The following is a 22,767-nucleotide window of genomic DNA, read 5'->3' on the forward strand; positions in this document are numbered from 1 at the left end:
GCGCTGGACAAAGCGCGTATCCGGCTTTTATCGGTCCGGTGGGTAGGCCGGCAGTAAGGTATCATCTGGCTCTTCCTCACCCAAGGACATCAACGTGGCGTTACCCCCGGCGGCGGTGGTATCGATGCTCAACGCCCGCTCATTTGTGAAGCGCGGTAGATAATGCGGGCCGCCGGCCTTGGGGCCGGTGCCGGATAGGCCCTCGCCGCCGAAAGGGTGTACACCCACCACGGCGCCGATCATGTTGCGGTTGACGTAGATATTACCCGCGTGCATGCGGCTTACCACATGCTCTACCGTGGTGTCGATGCGGCTGTGGATGCCGAAGGTCAAGCCGTAGCCGGTCGCATTGATCTCGTCGATCACCCGGTCCAGATCACGCGCCTGATAGCGGATCACATGCAGAATGGGACCGAATTTCTCCTCCGTGAGTTGCCGTAGGCTGCGCAGCTCGAAGGCGCAGGGCGGGAAGAACGTGCCGTTTGCGGTTCCGGCCGGCAGTTCGCAGCGATAGAGCGGCTTCGCCGTAGCGCTCATGTGCTCGGCGTGCGCTGCGAGCATGCGCCGGGCGCCCTCATCGATCACCGGCGTGACATCCGTTGCGAGGCACCAGGGATCACCGATGCGCAGTTCGGCCATCGCCCCGATCAGCATCTCGATTACGCGCTCGGCGATGTCATCCTGCAAATACAGCACCCTAAGGGCCGAGCAGCGTTGCCCCGCGCTCTGAAAGCTCGACCTCACCACATCGCTCACCACCTGCTCGGGCAAAGCGGAGGAGTCGACGATCATGCCGTTTTGCCCACCGGTCTCGGCGATCAACGGCACGATCGGTCCCTCTCGCTCGGCGAGTGCCCGATTAATGCGCTTGGCCGTGGCCACCGAGCCGGTAAAGGCCACGCCATCGACCCGCCGGTCCCGCACCAGTGCCAGGCCCACATTGGGCCCGTCGCCGGGCAGAAACTGCAAGACATCCGGCGGGATGCCCGCTTCGTGCATCAGCCGCACCGCATAGGCCCCGATCAGCGAGGTTTGCTCGGCCGGCTTGGCAATCACGGCGTTGCCGGCGATCAGCGCCGCGCTGATTTGGCCGGTGAAAATAGCGAGCGGGAAGTTCCAGGGGCTGATGCAGGCGAATACGCCTCGGCCGTGCAGCGAGAGTTGATTGCGCTCGCCAGTGGGACCGGGCAGCGACGTCGGCTCTAGGTCCAGGCGGGCGCGGGCGGCGTAATAACGACAAAAATCCACCGCCTCACGCACCTCGGCGATGCCATCGGGGATGTGTTTGCCCGCCTCTCGGGCACACAGCGCCACCAACTCTGGCATGTGTCGCTCATAGAGCTCGGCCAAACGGTCGAGACAATCGGCGCGCTTTGCGGCGGGGCAGGACTCCCAGTCGGCGGCGGCCTGCTGGGCGTGGGCGAGGGCGCGCTCGAGCGCCTCGCGATCGGCGAAGGCCACCGTGCCGACCCGCCGTGAGCGGTCTGCGGGCGAGAACACAGGCGTTTTCAGTCTTTCGTACACCTGCCCGCCGATAAGGGGTGTGGCCGTCCAATCGTGGCGATCCGCCTCCACCATGCCTTGGCGTAGCCACTCGAGCTGGGCGAGATCGGTGAGATCCACGCCCTTGGCGTTGCGCCGCTGTGGGCCATAGATGTTGACCGGCAAGGGAATCCGCGGATGCGGCAGATACGAGCGGGCGGCCATCTTGGCGATCGGGTCGGCTATGATTTCCTCGATTGGCACTTTCTCGTCGACGATGCGGTTGACGAATGAGGAGTTGGCGCCGTTTTCGAGCAGACGTCGGACCAGGTAGGGCAGCAGGTCTTCGTGACTGCCCACGGGCGCATAGACCCGGCAGGCAATCCCCGGCTGCTCCGCGCCGACGATCTGGTCATAGAGCGCCTCCCCCATGCCGTGTAGACGTTGACACTCGAAGGCGTGGTTTTGGCCGGCTACTTCCAGCACATAGGCCAGGGTATGAGCGTTGTGGGTGGCGAACTGCGGGTAAAAATGCCGGGGATTCGCCAACAGCTTGCGGACACAGGCGAGATAGGAAACGTCGGTGTTGGATTTGCGGGTGAACACCGGATAGCCGTTCAGGCCGAGCTCCTGAGCCCGCTTGATCTCGGTATCCCAGTAGGCGCCCTTGACCAGCCGCACCATAAGCCGCCGACCGTGGTATTCGGCCCGCTCGGCGAGCCAGTCGAGCAGAGGAAACGCCCGCTTCTGGTAGGCCTGCAGCGCAAGCCCCAGGCCTTGCCAGGCGCGCAACTGCGGGTCGGCGCACAGCGCATCGATGAGCTCCAGCGAAACGTCCAGGCGGGCCGCCTCCTCGGCATCGACGGTCAGATTGATATCATACTGTGCGGCCTGGAGCGCCAAGGCGTGCAGCCGCGGCAGCAGCTCGCGCAGGGCTCGGTCACGATTGGCGAGCTCATAGCGCGGGTGCAACGCTGAGAGCTTGATGGACACACCCGGCGAGGCGATCGGCCCGCGGCCAGCGGCGCTCTCGCCGATGGCCTCGATCGCCTGGCGATAGCGATCGAAGTAACGGCATGCATCGGCATCGGTGCGTGCCGCCTCGCCGAGCATATCGTAGGAATAGCGGTAACCGCGCTGCTCCGAGGCACGCGCGCGCCGCAGCGCCTCCTCAATGTCGCGCCCCATCACGAACTGTCGCCCCAGGATGCGCATGGCCTGGAGCAGCGCTTGGCGGATCAGCGGCTCGCTGCTGCGGCGCAGCAGCCGCTGCAGTACGCCGCGCAAGTGTTGTTGCGGCTGATCGTGGTCGCTCAGCAGGCGTCCGGTGAGCATCAATGCCCAGGTGGAAGCGTTGACGAACAGCGAATCGCTGTCACTGATGTGGCGTTCCCAATGGGATGTGCCGAGTTTGTCTTCGATCAGCTTGTCGATGGTCGCCGTGTCCGGGATGCGCAGCAGCGCTTCGGCCAGGCACATCAATACCACCCCTTCATGGCTGGAGAGCTCGTATTGGTGCATGAAGGCGTCGATGCCGCTTTTGTGGACGCGGCTGTGGCGCACCTCGCACACCAGCGCCCGCGCGTGTTTGGCGATCCGCTGCTGGGCCGCGGCGGGCAGTGCCGCCTCCCGGAGCAGCATGCTGACATGCTCCGTCTCGTTGGCGCGATAGGCCTGGTTGACCTTCAGGTAGAGAGGGTGGGAGAAGATGTCGGGTATCTCAAAATCCATACCACACCTCAGGATCTCTGGCTGGGTGGGGCGCTCGATTATTAATTAGGTGTCGGGTTTCGTCATTCCGGCGTAGGCCGGAATCCAGTTCTCCTTGCGGAACAATAAAATGAATCCCGGTCTTCGTTGGGCGGACCATGCAGTTTCCGAAGCCTCCACTATTCGTCCGTCTCATGCGACCTCCCCGGCAAAGTATGCGCATCGCTCGTCTCGCGCAGCGCCTCGACGCGGCAAACGAGTTCACCGCTGTAGAGCCGGGCACTGACGCGCTCGCCCGGAGTCACCTCGCTTGGCCGGCGCACGATGTGATCATCCCGTTGGCGCCGGACGATGGCGTACCCTCGGCCGAGCGTCTTCAGGGGGCTGACGGCCTCCAGTGCCCGCACCGTTGCGGCGAGCAACTGCCGGCGGCTGCCAAGGTCTTGGCCAAGCGCGGCGTGCAGCCGGCGCCGCAGCGCCGCGATCTGCTCGAGCCGTTCCCGGACGCGGCAGCGGGGATCCTGACGGTGCAGCCGGTCCGCGAGATGCCCATGGCGGGTGGTCAGCTCGCGCCGCCGCCCGCGCTCGGCGCGTGTCATTCGCTGCTCCAGCTCGTCGAGCCGCTGCGCGCGCTCCTGCAGGCGGCGGCCGGGGTGCTGATTGGCAAGCCGCCGCTCGAGCCGGCCGAGCCCGTGGCGTTGACGCTCGAGCCCGCGCCGCAGGCCCTGCCGTAGCCGCTCGGCGAGGTGATCGATACGAGTCAGCCAGCCCGGGCCGTCGGGGCTGAGCAGCTCGGCCGCGGCGGAGGGCGTTGGGGCGCGCTGATCGGCCACGAAATCGGCAATGGTCGTGTCGGTCTCGTGGCCGACTGCGCTTACGATCGGCAGCGGGCACTCATGGATGGCCCGGGCGACGGCCTCTTCGTTGAAAGCCCATAGATCCTCCAACGAACCCCCGCCGCGGGTCAGCAGCAAGGCATCCACCTCGCGGCGGCGCGCGGCGAGCCGGATCGTGGCCGTGATTTCCCCGGGCGCGTTCGCACCCTGTACCGCCACCGGATAAATCAGCACACGGATCGCCGGGAAGCGCCGGCGCAGGACGCTCAGCACATCGCGCAAGGCGGCACCGGAAGGCGAGGTGACGACACCGATGCGGCGCGGCAGCGCCGGCAACGGCTTTTTGTGCTCCGCTGCGAACAGCCCCTCCTGCGCCAAGCGGTTTTTCAAAGCTTCGAAGGCCCGGCGCAGTGCACCGTCTCCGGCCTCCTCCATGTGCTCGATGATCAGCTGAAAATCGCCGCGCGGCGCGTATAGACTGATCCGGGCGCGCGCCAGCACGTGCAGGCTGTCCTTGGGCCGGAATCGCAGATAAAGGCTGCGGTTGCGAAACATTGCACAGCGCACCTGCGCCGCTTCGTCCTTCAACGTGAAATAGAGATGCCCGGAGCGGGGTTGGCTCAGGTTGGAAATTTCCCCCTCGACCCAGAGCAGCGGCAAGGCGTGCTCGAGCAGCAGGCGTACTTCCTGGTTCAGCCGCGATACCGTATAGACATCGCGGCGCGTCTCATGGCTTAGCGGGTGAGGTTCACTCATGCCGAGATGATAGCAGCTCACTGGGCCGTAGCAGGGGGCGCGCAGTTTGGCGTACCTTGGTAAACCAAAGAATGAGTCTGGTTGCGAAATTAGGGAAGTCGCGGCCGGCCAACTTTGGTGGCAGGGCAGGGTAGAAGTCGGATCGTAAAAGAGGTCGAGGCGTTCAAGGCCAGTATCAACCAGGAAATGCTATGAAGATCGGAGTGATAGGAACCGGCCTGATGGGACAACCGATGGCATCCCGGCTGATCCAAGGTGGGCACACAGTCCTTGCGTATAACAGAACCCAATCCAAGGCGGAGTCCCTTGTTGCTGGAGGCGCACGACTTTGTTCCCGACCCGCGGATCTCATCGAGGAGGCAGATGCGGTCGTGACGATGCTCAGCGACGCCGATACAACAGCCCGGCTTCTTGGTATCGATGAGGCGGATGGCCCGTCATTTGCCCGCACAACCGTCATCCAGATGGCCACGATCGCGCCCAGCGAAAGCAAGCAACTGATGAGTGCCGTGGCACGAAGAGGTGGTGACTACTTCGAGAGTCCTGTTCTGGGCAGCCTACCCGAAGCCAAAAGCGGCAATCTGATCCTCATGGTCGGTGCTACCGAGGAGCAGTTCGTGAAGTGGCGGGACATTCTGGCCCTTTTTGGACCGACGCCGCGCCTGATCGGACCCGTGGGGGCCGGCGCATGTGTGAAACTCGCCATGAACCAGTTGATTGCCGCGCTGACGATCGCCTTCTCCGAGAGTCTCGCTCTGGTGCAGAAAGAACAGGTCGATGTCGATGCCTTCATGGCGATTACGCGCGCGAGCGCCCTCTATGCGCCGACCTACGACAAGAAACTCGCGCGGATGCTCGAACGCGATTTCGCGAATCCGAATTTTCCGACCAAGCACCTGCTGAAAGATGTGCGCCTGTTCGCAAAGGCCGCGGCCGAAGCGGGAATCAGCACCGATACACTGCATGCCTTCGAGCGGCTCCTCGACCAAGCGGCCCAACAGGGGTTCGCCGGCGCGGACTACGCGGCCGTGTATTCAAGCGTTAATCCACCTACGGAGTAAGGACGTGACCGGAGGTGCCATCAAGCGCGTTCTCGCCAGGCAGATCGAGCCGGTAATGGCCGCGGGTTGTGGGGGACGCCCGACCGGGCGCCCCCAGAAAAATCCAGAACGACGCCCCGGATTCTAGGCGCAATGGCGGATCGAGGCTACGCAGCGGGCTGCCAGGTGGCCGCGATGGCTTCTTGGAGCTGTTGCTGCTCTTGCGGCGTCAGGTTCATTTCGCCGCTGGCCGGCGGATCGAACGCGGCCATGGCCGAGACGAGTTGATCAACCTGACCCGAGAGAAGCACGGTACCTTCGTCGGTCTTGATCCGCTCTACTTGGTGGCTGGTGCTGGTGTACCAGTCGGCGATGGTCACGCCGTCGGAGGAACCCAGACGATCGATGACGAGATCGTCGCCGTTTCGGGAGAGCCATAGATCTTCTTTAACAATCCCCGCGCCGAAGACCAGCACGTCCGAACCGCCGCTGCGGTTATCCAACTCCTTGATGGTATCGGCGCCGTCGCCAAGGCCGAAGCGGTAAGTGTCCCCGTAGCGGGTGCCCTGCAGCCGATCGTTGCCGCGGCCCCCGGCGTAGGTGCTGCCCACCCAGCGACCGCTCACATAACTCGCGCCCCACTCATAGTTGCGCAGCAGGTCATCGCCGGCCCCGCCGTCGAGGGTGTTCGAATCACTGCCCCCGTCGAGCACGTCATCGCCCGCGCCGCCGTAGAGCGTATCGTTGCCCCTGTCGCCGAAGAGCGTATCCGCCTCGGCATCGCCGTAGAGCGTGTCGTTGTGGTCACCGCCGTGCAGCGCGTCGGCTCCCGTGCCGCCGTGCAGCGCATCGTGGCCCCAACCTCCGTAGAGCGTGTCCGCGCCGGCATCACCGTAGAGGGTGTCGTTGCCGCCGTGGCCGTCGAGCACATCGTCGCCGGCGAGCCCGTGGAGCACCTCGCCACTGATGTTGCCGCCGTGGATCGTATCGGCCTCGGGCGTGCCGGTGAGCTGCAGACCCGGAGCCTCCACCTGGGAGCGGTTCCACACGGTGCCGTCGGCAAACTCCACCCGCTCCAGGCGATGCCCGCCGGCGTCGAACCAGCGGTGCACCCGGACGCTGTCCGTGCCGTTGACATGGCGCAGCACCAGATCCGTACCCTCGCGCACTCGCTCGATGTCGGAGGCGGCAATCTCTTCGCCGAAGACCAGCACGTCCGAACCGCCGCTGCGGTTATCCAACTCCTTGATGGTATCGGCGCCGTCGCCAAGGCCGAAGCGGTAAGTGTCCCCGTAGCGGGTGCCCTGCAGCCGATCGTTGCCGCGGCCCCCGGCGTAGGTGCTGCCCACCCAGCGACCGCTCACATAACTCGCGCCCCACTCATAGTTGCGCAGCAGGTCATCGCCGGCCCCGCCGTCGAGGGTGTTCGAATCACTGCCCCCGTCGAGCACGTCATCGCCCGCGCCGCCGTAGAGCGTATCGTTGCCCCTGTCGCCGAAGAGCGTATCCGCCTCGGCATCGCCGTAGAGCGTGTCGTTGTGGTCACCGCCGTGCAGCGCGTCGGCTCCCGTGCCGCCGTGCAGCGCATCGTGGCCCCAACCTCCGTAGAGCGTGTCCGCGCCGGCATCACCGTAGAGGGTGTCGTTGCCGCCGTGGCCGTCGAGCACATCGTCGCCGGCGAGCCCGTGGAGCACCTCGCCACTGATGTTGCCGCCGTGGATCGCATCGGCCTCGGGCGTGCCGGTGAGCTGCAGCCCCGGAGCCTCCACCTGGGAGCGGTTCCACACGGTGCCGTCGGCAAACTCCACCCGCTCCAGGCGATGCCCGCCGGCGTCGAACCAGCGGTGCACCCGCACGCTGTCCGTGCCGTTGACATGGCGCAGCACCAGATCCGTACCCTCGCGCACTCGCTCGATGTCGGAGGCGGCAATCTCTTCGCCGAAGACCAGCACGTCCGAACCGCCGCTGCGGTTATCCAACTCCTTGATGGTATCGGCGCCGTCGCCAAGGCCGAAGCGGTAAGTGTCCCCGTAGCGGGTGCCCTGCAGCCGATCGTTGCCGCGGCCCCCGGCGTAGGTGCTGCCCACCCAGCGACCGCTCACATAACTCGCGCCCCACTCATAGTTGCGCAGCAGGTCATCGCCGGCCCCGCCGTCGAGGGTGTTCGAATCACTGCCCCCGTCGAGCACGTCATCGCCCGCGCCACCGTAGAGCGTATCGCTGCCCCTGTCGCCGAAGAGCGTATCCGCCTCGGCATCGCCGTAGAGCGTGTCGTTGTGGTCACCGCCGTGCAGCGCGTCGGCTCCCGTGCCGCCGTGCAGCGCATCGTTGCCCCAACCACCGTAGAGTGTATCCGCCCCGGCATCGCCGTAGAGGGTGTCGTGGTCGTTGCCGCCGTGCAGCTCGTCGGCTCCCTCGCCGCCACGCAGCGTGTCAGCTCCGTTGGCCCCCCGGAGAACGTCGGCCCCCCTTGCTCCAGCGATTACATCTCCGCCATCACCGCCTGTGATCTGATTGCTCATCTCGTTGCCGATCAGCATTTCCGGATCAGCCGTGCCGGCAACCGTCACCGTACCGTCAGCCGCATAGACGATGCGGCGCTCGGCAAGCAAGCCTGCAACATCAGCGTTCAGTAGCGCTGACCTGAGCTCGTCACCGAGAAAAGACCAGGCATCCCAACCTGATTGCATCAGCGAATCACCGCGCGCATCAATCAAATCCAGAAGATCCACAAAGCCGTTATACGGATCCTGTTCAATTCTTGTCGCCGCAACCTGTTCGATACCCGAAAAATCCAGCACGAGCTGATCGCCGTCGGACTGCAGGCTGATCCCGTCCACGTATGGTTTGAGCCGCGTCTGAAACAACAGTCCCTGATACACGGATGTCCGCAATGCCTGGTAGCTCTGCTCCAAGAGCTCCAACTGCGTGTCCGATAGATTGACGTCGACTTTATGCAGCGATATCCCCACCGTTGCACCGGTGCCGCCGCTCGCAGCGGTGTCCACCGAGATCGCCCAATCATCGCTGTCGACTTCGGGTGCCTGGAACTCGATGAAGGTGCGGCCATTGAACCGCTCAAGGGTGGATAGGCGCGTGAGCCACTTCTTGTAGTCGTCGCTCTGTCCGTCGTTGTAGGCCTGCAATACAGCCTGAGCACCGGTGCCGTAAGCGCCGCCGTCGTACCGCGCCGTGGCGGCTGCGGCGTCACCGTCGTCCTGCGCCGTGCTGCCGAACCGCCAGCTGACTACGAATCCCGCATCGAGCGCCCGCTCCTGCAGGCTTTCCATATCGCTGCTTCTGCTCCACGCCTGCAGCAGCCCGTCCAGCAGCGCCTCCTGCTCCGCTTTCGTGCCGGCGTTCGTATAGTCCATAAGCGCCTGCGCCAGATCGGCGCTTTGGCTCGCCGCCTCGCGCAGATCGCGGACCATGCCCGAGCCCTGCATGTCCGGCAGCGCCTGGGCCTCCTCGGTAAGGGCTGCCGTCTGTTCGAAGCGCCGGTGGAAATGATCCTCGGCGAAGTCTACGTCACCCAACTGGCCTTTCGTGCCATCGCTGCGTACGAACGTGCCCGTTTGGATCAATCGATTGCCGCCGGTGAGGCTCTGATCGGTTTGGCTGTGGGCGAGGTTAAGGGCGCTGATGCCCATCTCCTCCAGGGTGTGCAGCTCCCCGGCCTGGCTCACGCCGTCGCCGTTGGCCTCCTGCCAGATGCGTAGCTTGGCGAAATCGGCATCGGCGGCATCGATGCGGCCGTCGGTGTTGCTATCCAGGTCGGCCAGCGCGGCGAAGCCGTCCGCTGCCGTCCCGTCACCGCTGCGGGTCGCCTCGCCGAAAAGTTCCCGCCCATCGTCGATGGCGCCGTTGCCATTGCGGTCCATGACCAGCAGGCCGTCGTCGGTATCGATCCAGCCGCTCGCCGTGGCCACCCCGTCGGCGTTTTGATCGAAGACAGCGCCGGCCAAGCCGTTAGTGCCGACCGTCTCGATGCCGTCACCGTCGAGATCGACGGCGAGGGGGTCGATGCGAGGGCGCCAATTGGCTGCACTACGCCAATAGTCGTTGGTGGAGTCTAGGATGCCGGGGATGCCACCCATGACCTCGAAGAAATCGGTCAACCCCGATCTTGCCTGGTCGTAAATATCTACGATGGGATCTCCTATAGCTTGTGCCCAGTTGTCGGGGAGGACTGTATTCAAGGCTATCGCCGCGCCCGCTGAGCTCAAAGCGACGAGTCCAGCGGTGCCGAGCACTCCCAAACTGAGTGTGGTGGCCGTCGCGACCGCGAGCCCTGTGACTATGCTTCCGGCGACGGTTCCGACCAGACCGGCCCCCACCGCCTGGCTATCCTCAATGGAAAGCGCATGCAAGCCTTCACCAAACGATATGGCTGAAGCTGCTGGTCCAGCCAACGTTCCGAGCTTGCCGGCAAAGACATTGAGCTTCTCGACCTCGCTGAGCGTACCGTTTGCTTGCGCCGCCGCCTCTTCGGCGGCATCCAGGGACTGGCGGATCCAGTCTTTCATGGTTCCATAGCTTTGGCGCAGCGCATCCTGAAGCGCCGGGTCCTCTGCACGATGCGTAAGGTGACGCATCTCCAGCAGCTCGATCTGGCGCAGACGGTTCCCCGCGAGCCTGGCGTCTGCCAGTGCCTTATCCAAACGTTCCTTTATGGCTGACGTATCAAACGTTTCATTCGTCAGTTGATCCATACCAGCGAGAACGGTACGGGCAACGTCTGCAGGCGTCATGATTGCAGCATCATCCTTGGTCATTTAACATCTCCTTTGATTTCCAACGGCAGGAACAGGGCATATAAAAAGCTCACGAAAACACTGAATAGATAGCTGTATCCCCAATAAGCAATCACATAAAATAAAACCATCTTGAAATGCGTGTCGTGAAATACTTCTGAAGGGTCTTTAACATGGCTATTAAAAACGGGAACATAGTGGGCGAGTACCGAAAAAAAGGCCACCAGAGCACCGGAAGATATAGCACCCCGAAGAACTTGAAGTCTTTTTCTCTTTACTTTCGGCTTGATCAGCATCGGCCGAGTAAAAATAAAGACGACCAACGTAAAGGCCAGGCCGCACAGATGCAAAAAGGCCAACTGCGCCTCCGCCGCCGGCTTGCTCATAAAATGGATCATGCTCGGCAAGCCGCGAATGCTTGGTATGATCGATGCCATGATATCAACCATATCGGCAACCCAAGCCCATTGCCCTATCGACTCCCATGGCAGTAACCAAGCAACCATCCAATAAATCCCTAAGCCGACATAAAGCCATTTCGATTGAAAAAGCGATGGAAAAGATGTCTGTATTCTCTTGTTAGCTTCTGACATTGTTAGCATCAATTCCGCCCTCGTAAACAATATTGATCCCTCGCGCCGGGCTTTTTATATTTTTCGCATCATATCCTTTAATAGTGCACTGAGCGGAGTCTATCGCTCCTTATTTTTCTGCTTTATAAAACCCCATCCATTTCCTGTCTAAGACGCTTATTCATCGTTCCCTCGCACTTTCGTCGATGTGCTCAATCAACGGCGCCAGCAAGAAATCCAACACCCGGCGCCGCCCCGTTTTCACCTCCAACGACACCGTCATGCCGGGGCTCAAGTGCACTCTTCGGCCATTCACGTTCATCCAGGCCCGATCGATTCTCGCCGTCGTCTGGTAGACCAAGCCGCGGTGCTCGTCCTGCACGGCATCGTTGGAGACCTGCGTGACTTCGGCGTGAAGGGTTCCATAACGGGTGAATGGAAACGTCTCGACCTTGACCTCGGCGAGCTGTCCTGTGTTCACGAAGCCGACATCGCGGTTGGCGAGCCAGGCCTGGACTTCCAGGGGCGCATTCTCCGGCACGATCCGCATCAGCTCCTCGGCGGGCTGGACGACGCCACCGGTGGTGTGGATCTTTAGGCCCTGCACGAAGCCGGCGATCGGTGCGTCGAGCGTGTTCCAACCAGTTCGCGCGTCGGCCTTACGAAGCTCCTCCTGTAGAGAGGCGATCTGTTTCTCGGATTCAAGCAGGCGTTGAGCGAGGTCTTTTTGAAACTGAGCGCGTTGCACCTCGATGCGTCTGCGGTCCTCCTCGATCCGGGCGTCCAGCGCCTGCAAGCGAGCGGCAATGGTCCGGATGTGACCGGCGTGGTCCAGGCGCTGTTGCTCGATTTGCAGGTAGTCGAGTTTTGGGGCCATCTTGCGGCGCGCGAGAACCTCGAGTGCATGCGCGCGTTGCGCGATCAGTGGCAGGATCGATTCGAGCCGGCGCTTGTCCCGCTCCGTGCTCTGCCGCTCGGCCCGGGCGCGGGCAAGCTCGGCCTGGAGCGCAGCCAGTGATGCGCGCTGCTCCGCCAGCGCGCTGTGCATGAGCCGCCTGTGGGTCGTGATGGCAGCGGGATCGGCACCGGTCGGCCAAGCCGTGGCGAGGGCTTCGGCGGGGGTAGCTCGCTCTGTGACAGTGAGCATGGCCACCAGACGTGCCCGATCGAGCCGTGCCGCAGCCAGCTGCTCGCGCAGGCGGTTGCGCTCGGCGGCGCTGATGGTGGGGTCGAACTCCACCAGCACCTCACCTGCGGCGACGTGCTGGCCTTCCCGGACGCGAATCGCCCGCACGGTGGCCTGCGCCATGGGCTGGATGATCTTGACCTGCCCCGACGGCACGATCTTGCCGGCGGCGGTGGCGACGATGTCGATATGGCCGAAGTAGCTCCATACCACGGCGATGAGGAAGAGCAGGCCAATACCGGCGGCGATGGCACGGCCGACCGGCGAGGGCGGCGTCTCTTGGACCTCCAGCGCTGCCGGCAGGAATTCGAGCTCTTCGTTGCGCGGCGGGCTCGAGACCAGCACTGTTGCTTTGTTGCCTTCCATAGCGATCCCAGTCAGTTTGGCTTAGGGCATCGGCAAGCGGCGCGCTCGAAACCATCGAGGCGTGAAGCGGCATAGCCGCTGTCGGCGAGCGGTTCAGCACCGTTGGTTTTGTCCTGCAGCGCGTGGAGACGAGCGTACGGTCCATGGCGCCGTAACAGCTCTTCGTGGCGGCCGGCCTGCACGATCCGTCCCTTCTCCAGCACGATGATGCGGTCGACGTCGCGCACGGCGCTGAGCCGGTGGGCGATGATGAATACGGTTCGCCCCCGCACAATGCGCCGCAGATTCTGCTGAATGATCCGCTCGGACTCGTAGTCAAGGGCGCTGGTGGCTTCGTCGAAGATGAGGATTTTCGGATCCATGATCAGCGCTCGCGCGATCGCGATGCGCTGGCGTTGACCGCCGGAGAGGTTCGCGCCGTGCTCGCCGACCAGCGTGTCGTAGCCTTCCGGCAGCTCGAGAATGAACTCGTGCGCGCCGGCGAGCTGCGCGGCGGCGACGACGCATTCCATGGACAGGCCCGGTTCGGCCAGCGCGATGTTCTCCCGTACCGTGCGGTTGAAAAGCCGGCTTTCCTGGAGCACCACGCCGATGTTGCGGCGCAGCCACGCTGTGTCCACCAGCCGCAGGTCCACACCGTCGACGAGCACACGCCCGGACTCGGGCACATGCAGGCGCTGCACCAGCTTCGTCAACGTGCTCTTGCCCGAACCGGAGCGCCCGACCAGGCCGATGACCTCGCCGGGTGCGGCGTGGAGCGTGAGATCCTTCAGCGTCTCAGAGCCGTCCGGGCGGTACCGGAAGGAGACGTGCTCCAGCCGGACATCGCCCTTAACGGCCGGCAAGGCGGCCCGGTTGGGGTTGTAGCCCGGCTCGGTGGGCGCGTTCAGGATGTCGCCGAGGCGTGCGACGGAGATCCCCGCCTGCTGGAAATCCTGCCAGAGCTGCACGAGCCGCAGTATCGGAGCGCTGACCCGACCGGCCAGCATGTTGAAGGCGACCAGTTGGCCGACCGTGAGATCGGCATCGATGACCAGCCGCGCGCCGAGCCAAAGGATCAGCAGCGTCGTGAGCTTGTTGATGAAGCTGGCGCCCTGATTGGCGATGTTACTCAAGTTCGTGGCGCGGAAGCTCGCCTTGACGTAGCCGGCGAGCTGCTCCTCCCAGCGCGCGCGCATTTGCGGCTCCACGGCCATCGCCTTGATGGTCTCTACACCGCTTACCGACTCGACGAGAAATGCCTGATTCTCGGCTCCGCGCCGGAACTTCTCGTTCAGTCGGGTGCGCAGCATCGGCGTGACCAGCATGGAGAGCAGCACGTACAGCGGTATGCTCGCCACTACGACGCAGAGCAGGGTTGCGCTGTAGAAATACATCACGGCGAGAAAGACCAGCGTGAAAAAGAGATCGATGACCAAGGTGAGCGCGGAGCCGGTGATAAAGCTGCGAATGGTCTCGAGCTCACGGACTCGGGCCACGGAATCGCCGACCCGGCGAGCCTCGAAATAGCTGATGGGCAAAGCGAGAAGGTGGCGGTAGAGCCGTGCACCGAGTTCGACGTCGACGCGGTTGGTCGTATGGGAGAAGAGATATGTGCGTAGCCCGCCCAGGAGCACGTCGAATACGGCGATGATCAGGAAGCCGACGGCCAGGACGTCGAGGGTCGTAAGGCCCTTGTGCACCAGCACCTTATCGACGATGACTTGGAAGAACAGCGGCGTGACCAGCGCGAACAGCTGAATGAAAAACGAGGCGAGCAGAACCTCCCCGAATATTCGCCGATAACGGGCGAACGCCGGAATGAACCAGGCGATGTCGAATTTGCGCCGCAGCTCCTCGGCAAGCGTTCGACGCGTTACCAGGATGAGCCAGCCGCTCCACTCCTGCGCAAATTCATCGATGGGGAGGGCGCGCGTGCGGCCCTCGCGCGGATCGTGCAGCAGCACCTGACCATCACCGAGCCGGGCCAGGACGACGAAACGGCCGTCGTGGCGCTCGGCGATCGCCGGCAAAGGCGTTTTCTCAAGCCGCTGCACGCGGCTGTGGAGCTGTCTCGCCCGCAGCCCCAGCGAGCGAGCGGCCCTTACCAGGGTGAGCGCATCGAACGCCTTTCCCGGTGGGACGAACTCGCGGCGCAGCTGCTGCTCATCGGCCGGTAACTGGTGGTAGCGAGCGATCAGGCAAAGACAGGCGAGGCCTGTATCGGCATTTCCTGCCGCCTTCGAGAGGCGTACTTTCCCCACGGCAACGTCCCTGTTCCCTTAAATTGATATACCGCACGGAACATCCTGTTCCGTGAACGTGCTCGGCGGGCATCGTTTCCCGCAGCCCTATGCTTTTTACCGTGATCAAAAACAAAGTGCAACCTAGTTCACAAAAAAGTTCGACTTGCCTAGCAAATAGGGTCTGTCCCCTATTTATGAAGTCCTAAAAGTCAAATTTACCTGGCTTTGCGGTTCCGACTATAATGCTCGGTTACCTTCAAACCGACATCCCGCCATGCTTTTCAAGGTAACGAGCGTATGCGATTTGCTCAGGAAGCACTCACCTTCGATGACATCTTGTTGATTCCGGCTTATTCGGAAGTCTTGCCGCGGGAGGTGGATCTGCGCAGCCGCCTCACCCGCGAGATTGAGCTCAATCTCCCGCTGGTCTCGGCCGCCATGGATACCGTTACCGAAGCGCGTTTGGCCATTGCGCTTGCCGAGCAGGGCGGCATCGGTATCATCCACAAGAACATGACGATCGAGCAGCAGGCCCTGGAGGTGCTGCGCGTCAAGAAATTCGAAAGCGGGGTGATCAAGGAGCCGATCACCGTAGGACCGCAGACCAGCATCCGCGAAGTGCTGGCGCTCATGGGCGTGCATTGCATCTCCGGGGTGCCGGTGGTGGAAGATGAAAATCTAGTCGGCATCGTGACCAGTCGTGATCTACGCTTCGAGAGCCGGCACGAGGCACCGGTGACGGCGGCCATGACGCCCAAGGACCGCCTGGTCACCGTGCGGGAGGGGGCGGAGCGCGATGAAATCCAGCAGTTGCTGCATCAATACCGCATCGAGAAGCTGCTGGTGGTCAACGAGGACTTCCAACTGCGCGGGATGATCACCGTGAAGGACATCCAAAAGGCGCAGGACTACCCCAACGCCTGCAAGGACGAGCACGGGCGGCTGCGGGTCGGTGCGGCCGTAAGCACGGGGCAGGGCACCGAGGAGCGGGTCGACGAACTGGTGAAGGCCGGGGTCGATGTGCTCGCGGTGGACACCGCGCACGGCCATAGCCGTGGGGTTATCGAGCGAGTTAGGTGGATCAAGGCGCAATACCCGCACGTCCAGGTCATCGCCGGAAATATCGCCACGGCGGAAGCGGCCCGTGCGCTCGGCGAAGCCGGTGCGGATGCGGTTAAAGTGGGTATCGGCCCCGGATCGATTTGCACCACGCGGGTCATTTCCGGGGTCGGAGTGCCGCAGATCTCGGCGATCGTCAATGTTGCCGAGGAGTTGAAGAGCTCCGGACTGCCGATCATCGCCGACGGCGGTATCCGTTTCTCCGGTGATCTCGCCAAAGCCATCGCGGCTGGTGCGCATGCCGTTATGTTGGGCGGGATGTTCGCCGGCACTGAAGAGGCGCCGGGGGAGGTGGAACTCTATCAGGGACGTTCCTATAAATCGTATCGCGGCATGGGTTCCATCGGCGCTATGGCGCAAACTTCGGGTTCCTCGGATCGTTACTTTCAGGAAAGTGCCGATGGGGTCGACAAGCTGGTGCCGGAGGGCATCGAGGGCCGTGTCCCCTACAAGGGCAGTTTGGTGGTCATCGTCGAGCAACTCATGGGGGGGGTGCGGGCCAGCATGGGCTATTGCGGCTGCGGTAATATCGAGGCGTTTCGAACGCAGACCCGGTTCACTCGGATTACGCAGGCGAGTATGCGCGAGAGCCATGTCCACGATGTGAATATTGTCAAGGAAGCCCCCAATTACCGGATCGACTAACCGGCGCAGAGGTGGTATTCGGCATGGCCTTCGACCTACAAAGCCAACGAATCCTGATCTTGGATTTCGGCTCCCAATATACGCAGCTCATTGCCCGGCGGATTCGTCAGGCTAATGTTTACTGCGAGATTCACCCTTGTGACTGGCCAACAGCCGAGATCGAGGCGTTTGCCCCCATGGGAATCGTTCTCACCGGCGGCCCGGAGTCGGTCCACGTCGATAATGCACCGCGCATCCCCGATATCGTCTTCCAACTGGGGGTGCCTGTGCTCGGCATCTGTTATGGCATGCAAGCGATGGCGCGGCAGCTCGGCGGTCAGGTCGAGCCTAGCGCCTACAAGGAGTTCGGCTATGCGCAGGCGCGCGCGCGTGGCCATTCCCGGCTGCTGCGTAATATTGAGGATCACACCACTCCGGAAGGCTACGGTCTACTCGATGTCTGGATGAGCCATGGTGATCGGGTTGCTGGCTTGCCCGAGGGCTTCAAGGTGATCGCCAGCACGCTGGGTGCTCCCATTGCCGGCATCGGCGATGATGAGCGGCGTTTCTATGGCCTGCAGTTCCACCCGGAAGTAACGCACACAACTCAGGGGCAGCGCATTATCGAGCGGTTCGTCGGTGAGATCTGCGGCTGCTCGGGGCAGTGGACCGCTAGCAACATCATCGAGCACAGCGTTACCCGAATCCGCGAGGAGGTGGGCACAGATCAAGTTCTGCTTGGTTTATCCGGCGGCGTAGACTCTTCGGTGGTGGCCGCGTTGCTGCATCAGGCGATTGGTGAGCAGCTCACCTGTGTTTTCGTGGATAATGGTTTGCTGCGCCTCAATGAGGGCGCGCAGGTCATGGCGACGTTCGCCCGCCATATGGGCGTGCGGGTGATTCACGTCAACGCCGAGGAGCGCTTCCTCACGCGCCTGGCCGGGGTGGTCGATCCGGAACGTAAGCGCAAGCTCATCGGGCGTATCTTTATCGATGTTTTCGATGAACAAGCCGGCAAGCTCGACGGCGTCAAATGGCTCGCTCAGGGCACCATTTATCCTGATGTGATCGAATCGGCCGGCGCCAAGACCGGCAAGGCCCGGCTCATTAAGTCCCACCACAACGTCGGCGGTCTTCCCGAACGGATGAATTTACGGTTGCTGGAACCGCTGCGCTCGCTTTTCAAGGACGAGGTCCGGTGCATTGGACTGGAGCTCGGTTTGCCCACGGAGCTGGTCTATCGCCATCCTTTCCCGGGTCCAGGGCTTGGGGTACGCATTCTCGGTGAAGTGCGTAAGGAATACGCGGATGCGCTGCGCCGGGCCGATGCCATTTTCATCGAGGAGTTGCGCCATTACGAGCTCTATGATCGGGTCAGCCAGGCGTTCGCAGTCTTTCTGCCGGTGAAGACGGTGGGTGTCACGGGCGACGGGCGACGCTATGAGTACGTGATCGCGCTGCGGGCAGTGGAGACCACCGATTTCATGACAGCGCAGTGGTCCCACCTTCCTTATGAGCTTTTGGAAGAGGTCTCGCGACGGATCATCAACGAGGCCGAGGGGATCTCTCGGGTGGTTTATGACATATCCGGCAAGCCGCCCGCAACGATCGAGTGGGAGTGAAACACCGATTGTTTTCGAGGAAACGAGATGAATCGAGTGCATGGTTTTTAGCAATACGGGTTCAGTGGCCGAGCTGGAAGTAGTTACTCAGTCGCAGGTGGGTGTGAGCGACCAGGATCAGGCCTTTATGGCACGGGCGTTGGAGTTGGCGCGGCGGGCACAAGCGCACGGCGAGGTTCCGGTCGGCGCCGTGGTCGTACAGCGAGAGCGCGTCGTGGGCGAGGGTTACAATCGGCCGATCGCCACCCGCGACCCCACGGCGCATGCCGAGATCGAGGCGCTCAGGGCGGCCGGGCAGGCCCTGGGCGCCTATCGGCTACCGGCCACGACTTTGTACGTGACCTTGGAGCCGTGTGCGATGTGCGTGGGCGCGCTGATCCATGCCCGAGTAGCCCGTTTGGTATTCGGTGCGCATGATCCAAAGACCGGTGCATGCGGGGGAGCGCTGCGTCTGATCGATTACCCTAGTCACAATCACCGGATCGCCTTGTGCGGTGGGGTTTTGGCCGAAACCTGCAGCGAAATACTGCGTGCTTTCTTTCGCGACCGTCGTGTGGATGGCGCAAGGCCTTTGTCATCCCCCTAGCCCGCTTTTCTTTACGATGCCATTCGTTTGAAGTTATTCAATATCGGCGTGCACCCTTGTTTCAGTGTACGCCGGGCTTGGATCGTCATTCCTGAGCGTTACCTATACAAACGAGCTGTTCTGGGAAACACTGGGCAAGCTTCAGTGAATCCCGTTGCGCTGTTGACCCGGCACCGCATCAAACGCCGATGCTTGCGCTTGTGTCATCGAGCGCGGGAATATCTTCACCCAGCCCTGAGAAACCGTTGTCAATCGACTGCTCGATACATTAAATCGTTTGCATATACGTTCCTGTCACTTGCGGCCATCGTATAGGGGGACTATTAATCCATTTTGCGTTTTGTCTCGAGGACAAAATATCAATATTGGTCGGATCCTTGAGAAATATAGGCTGAATGTGTGAAACGAAGCCCGGTATCCGCAGTTGTCTGGATTTATCACTGATAATGGGGTCGGCGGTGTCTGCATGGAGTATAAAGTAATAACAATGCAAAAGGTTTTAAGACTATGAGGCAATTGATTTTGCTTGCCTTGCTGAGCTTGGGTCTGAGCGGCTCGCCGGTTTGGGCGGAGAACGACGAGACGCCTACAGCCAAGCAGTTACTCGAGCATGACGCTGAAGATTCCGTCATGGCAAAAGAAGCAGCCGAGTTGAAGAAAAACCCCGATGACCGCACGACGCCACGCAAATCTCTCTTGGGCGTGATAGCGGCATTGAAAGCCGGGGACTACGAAAAAGCCGCGGAATACCTCGATATGCGCTACCTGCCGTCGGGCATCGATAAAGGGGATGGGCCGGATTTAATCAGAAAGTTGGCTTATGTGTTCACCCGACATTTGTGGGTAGATATTGCCGCAGTGAGTGACGAACCCAGCGGCGAAGCGGACGATGACTTGCCAAGCTACCGTGACGCTTTCGGTGAGATTCCGCTCGAAGATGGTACGGTCACTCTGTACCTGCAGAGCATACCGGATGGCAAGGGCGGCCGGGAGTGGAAAATTTCCAACGCCACTGTCGCCATGATTCCCCGCTTGTGGCAGGAATATGGCCACAGCGACTTTGCCGCGCGGCTCAGCGAGCATTTGCCAGTATTCATCTATATGGGTATCGATAACTGGCAGTGGGTTTATTTGATTAGCTTCCTGCTGTGCCTGTTAGTGGTGATTGCCGCACTTTACTTGGTGCTCGGGCGTATTAATCACCAGCGTGACAGTTATCTGCTGAGTGGTTTGCGACGCTTTTTGGTGGGCCCCTTAGGCTTTTTCTTCTATATCGTATTATTACGCGAATTCATGCTGAGCCTGGGCCTTAGTGTCAAGGCGAGGGCACTATTCGACTCAGTGGTATTGGCCTATGCAGCGTATATTTTCCTAACCCTGGGTATTATCGAGCTAATCGCCGGGCATATTCGACAACGCATGCAAAACAGTGAACATCCGGAAGCGCAAGTTATCGTGCGGCCGATATCGGCAGTGGTTAAGATGCTGAGTGTAGCGGTGCTGGTGGTTATGGGCTTGGACAACGCCGGCTACGATGTTACGACCATCATTGCCGGTTTGGGCGTCAGCTCAGTTGCCATTGCCCTGGCCGCGCAAAAAACTCTGGAAAACCTCATTGGCGCCATAACCATTTATATTGCGCGCCCTTTTATACCCGGCGATTTCTGCCGGGTAGGTGCTAATCTGGGCGTTGTTGAAGAGATTGGTTTGCGCGCAACTTTGTTGCGAACTCTTGATCGCTCGGTGGTCAATATTCCCAATAGTATGCTGTCCAGTATGGAAGTGGAAAATATAAGTCGGCGTGACGGTATCCGTTTTTACCGGTTGCTTGCCCTGCGGTTAGCAACCACCCCTGACCAGATGCGTTATATCATGGCCCGGCTGCAGGAAATTCTCTACGCCCATCCGCAGGTCATGAGCGATACTGTCAGTGTGCACCTTTATAATATCAATGATTACGCCCTGATCGTGCGGTTGGATTCCCGCATCAACACCACCGACTACCAGCACTATCTGGCCACAGCGGAAGATATCTATCTGCGCATTATCGACACAGTGCATCAGGGTGGCGCGGAGTTCGCGTTCCCGGCGCAATCGGTCATGCTCGAAGAACCCCTGGCCAGCGATCAGGAGCGCAAGGCGCAGGTCGAAAAACTGGTAGGGCAGTGGCGAGAACAGGGCAGGCTGCCGTACCCGGACTGGTCTGATGAACACGTCGCTAAAATTGATAATACACTGGATTACCCGCCAACGGGTACGCCTCACAATCCGCGTAACTGAGGAAGACGGAACTGCCGACTGATTATCCTCTCAGGCTGGATTTTCGGGAGTACCGGTCTTGGGCATCCCGTTGGATGCGCTTTGTATTGGCAGAGAGGAGGAATTCTAGTCCTCGTTTTTATTGCCACTATCAGGCAGTTACTTGGGCGTTTCGTAACACCTCATTAACCGTGGGTGCGAGGGTGGCGAAGACAACAAGCGACCCTTTCGGGCCGTTCCTGAGGTCAGAGCTGGATGCTGGAGGAGCGCGGCCAAGGGTATGTGCTGGCCGTCAGCCGCAAGCCTATGTATGGCGGGGCTGTAAACAACGCAAAGTGGGGAAGCTGTTGGAGGCCTTGAGGGGCGATGCGCAGGCGCGCTGGTCACGGCTCAGTGCCGGGGCCGGTAGTCAGGGTCCCCGGGAGTACGACTGGACCTGCTTAGCGGTCAACCCGCCGCCGTTCGAAGGCTGGCAGCGGGCGGTACTGGTCCGCCGCAGCTTGGACGCCGAGCAGGAGATGCAGGCGTTTTTCATTTTTGCTCCGAACGGAACGGAGCTGGCGGATTTGGCCTTGGCGGCCGGAGCACGGTGGAACATCGAGCGCTGTTTTCAGGAGAGCAAGTCACAGCTGGGACTGGATCAGTACGAGGTGCGCACCTGGACGGGCTGGCACCGGCATATCACTTTGGTGATGGCGGCTTATGCTCTGCTGGTCACGCTGCGGCGGCACCAGTTGAAAAAAAACCTGCTGCTCAGCCTGGGCGGCCAATGCCCGTGGCCCTCTCTGTGGCCGAGCTGCGACGGTGGCTGTGTCTCACTCCCATCGCCTGGCGACGCGGAGGGCCTGAACAGGCGTTACAGTGGTGCCGCTGGCGTTGGCTACACCAACGCCTCGCTCAGTTCTACCACTGGGTGAGACGGCAGCGAATCGCGGGGATCATCGTCGAGATGTCCGTTGATGATTATTTGCAACTGTAGTATTAAAGCCTGTCCATGATTTTTGATATACGCGAGAGTGGAGAGATGAGGAAGAAAGCCTATCCCAGCGACATCACGCGCGAGCAGCCTGAACAGATCAGGCCACTACTGTGATGGTAACTTCGAGGATCCCAATGGTTTCCTCAGACTTATCGGCGTGACATCCGGTGCGTCACTGATTTACACCGGGGGCGTCGAAATCGAGGTGGATGACGACGAGGAGTTCGAAATCGAGCCTCTTGCCCAAGACGCGAGCGCCACGGACACCTCGATTATTTGGCGGCGACATCGATCTTGACACGCAGGGCACGAGCTTTTTCACCAACCCGGACGTGCTGGCGAGGGTGGTTGCCGATCTTCTGGCGAATCCCCTCCCAAGCGTAACCACAAACGCAGCGAGTACAGATTTTTGGGACGGCTCTGACTCAATAATCGGGATGAATTTCGGCCCGTCGTCAAACCCGACAATAATCACCGCCATCACCCGCCGTTCCCAAACCCATAACCTCCGCACTGATTGTGCTTGGCTTGAGCGCGCTAGGAATGACGAGAGGGTGGAGGCGGAGAGCGCTTTCAAGCGGAGGGTGTTGATTTCGACCTCGCCTGATTTCCAGCACCAATTCCTTGGCGGCACCAATAGAAGGGTCTCGC

The 22,767-nt window shown here is 61.5% G+C and carries 13 protein-coding genes; 6 read left to right on the top strand and 7 right to left on the bottom strand.

Annotation, left to right across the window (positions count from 1 at the left end; genetic code table 11):
* Nucleotides 1–27: 27 nt before the first annotated feature.
* Nucleotides 28–3,213, bottom strand: a complete 3,186-nt coding sequence (putA, locus tag NB231_RS00465) for a bifunctional proline dehydrogenase/L-glutamate gamma-semialdehyde dehydrogenase PutA (protein WP_004998696.1) — start codon at nt 3,211–3,213, stop codon at nt 28–30.
* 158 nt (nt 3,214–3,371) lie between these two features.
* Nucleotides 3,372–4,784 carry an exodeoxyribonuclease VII large subunit gene (xseA, locus tag NB231_RS00470; protein WP_040661475.1) on the bottom strand — a complete coding sequence of 471 codons (1,413 nt, stop codon included), beginning with the start codon at nt 4,782–4,784 and terminating at the stop codon, nt 3,372–3,374.
* Nucleotides 4,785–4,975: 191 nt separating this feature from the next.
* On the opposite strand from xseA, the gene NB231_RS00475 reads away from it, so the two are divergent.
* Complete coding sequence (locus NB231_RS00475) at nt 4,976–5,845, top strand: NAD(P)-dependent oxidoreductase (RefSeq protein ID WP_040661477.1); 870 nt, start codon at nt 4,976–4,978, stop codon at nt 5,843–5,845.
* A gap of 146 nt (nt 5,846–5,991) precedes the next feature.
* Here the strand turns inward: NB231_RS00475 and NB231_RS00480 are convergent, their stop codons facing one another.
* From NB231_RS00480 to NB231_RS00495, 4 genes are all read right to left on the bottom strand, one after another.
* Nucleotides 5,992–10,599 carry a calcium-binding protein gene (locus tag NB231_RS00480; RefSeq protein WP_004998702.1) on the bottom strand — a complete coding sequence of 1,536 codons (4,608 nt, stop codon included), beginning with the start codon at nt 10,597–10,599 and terminating at the stop codon, nt 5,992–5,994.
* Nucleotides 10,596–11,171 (bottom strand): hypothetical protein, encoded by a 576-nt coding sequence (locus tag NB231_RS00485; protein WP_198007206.1) that lies wholly within the window; start codon nt 11,169–11,171, stop codon nt 10,596–10,598. Before NB231_RS00485 ends, NB231_RS00480 begins: the two co-directional genes overlap by 4 nt.
* Before the next feature lie 160 nt (nt 11,172–11,331).
* Nucleotides 11,332–12,702, bottom strand: coding sequence for an HlyD family type I secretion periplasmic adaptor subunit (locus tag NB231_RS00490; RefSeq protein WP_004998708.1), 1,371 nt, complete (start codon nt 12,700–12,702; stop codon nt 11,332–11,334).
* A gap of 11 nt (nt 12,703–12,713) precedes the next feature.
* Nucleotides 12,714–14,945, bottom strand: coding sequence for a type I secretion system permease/ATPase (locus tag NB231_RS00495; protein WP_004998710.1), 2,232 nt, complete (start codon nt 14,943–14,945; stop codon nt 12,714–12,716).
* Between the two features lie 279 nt (nt 14,946–15,224).
* Here NB231_RS00495 and guaB point away from each other — a divergent pair, with 279 nt between their 5' ends.
* The 5 genes from guaB (at nt 15,225) to NB231_RS00520 (ending at nt 22,054) form a co-directional block, all read left to right on the top strand.
* A complete protein-coding gene (guaB, locus tag NB231_RS00500; protein ID WP_004998713.1) occupies nt 15,225–16,691 on the top strand; it encodes an IMP dehydrogenase in 1,467 nt (488 codons plus the stop codon).
* A gap of 23 nt (nt 16,692–16,714) precedes the next feature.
* Nucleotides 16,715–18,292, top strand: a complete 1,578-nt coding sequence (gene guaA / locus NB231_RS00505; RefSeq protein ID WP_004998715.1) for a glutamine-hydrolyzing GMP synthase — start codon at nt 16,715–16,717, stop codon at nt 18,290–18,292.
* Nucleotides 18,293–18,332: 40 nt separating this feature from the next.
* Entirely contained in the window at nt 18,333–18,878 is a 546-nt protein-coding gene (tadA, locus tag NB231_RS00510; RefSeq protein WP_004998716.1) for a tRNA adenosine(34) deaminase TadA, read from the top strand.
* Between the two features lie 507 nt (nt 18,879–19,385).
* A complete protein-coding gene (locus NB231_RS00515; protein ID WP_004998720.1) occupies nt 19,386–21,158 on the top strand; it encodes a mechanosensitive ion channel domain-containing protein in 1,773 nt (590 codons plus the stop codon).
* A gap of 314 nt (nt 21,159–21,472) precedes the next feature.
* Nucleotides 21,473–22,054 (top strand): transposase, encoded by a 582-nt coding sequence (locus tag NB231_RS00520; protein ID WP_004998722.1) that lies wholly within the window; start codon nt 21,473–21,475, stop codon nt 22,052–22,054.
* Nucleotides 22,055–22,288: 234 nt separating this feature from the next.
* Here the strand turns inward: NB231_RS00520 and NB231_RS19295 are convergent.
* A partial coding sequence (locus NB231_RS19295) for a hypothetical protein (protein ID WP_232210358.1) occupies nt 22,289–22,767 on the bottom strand: 479 nt, incomplete at its 5' end.

The organism is Nitrococcus mobilis Nb-231, assembly GCF_000153205.1.
GTDB lineage: Bacteria > Pseudomonadota > Gammaproteobacteria > Nitrococcales > Nitrococcaceae > Nitrococcus > Nitrococcus mobilis.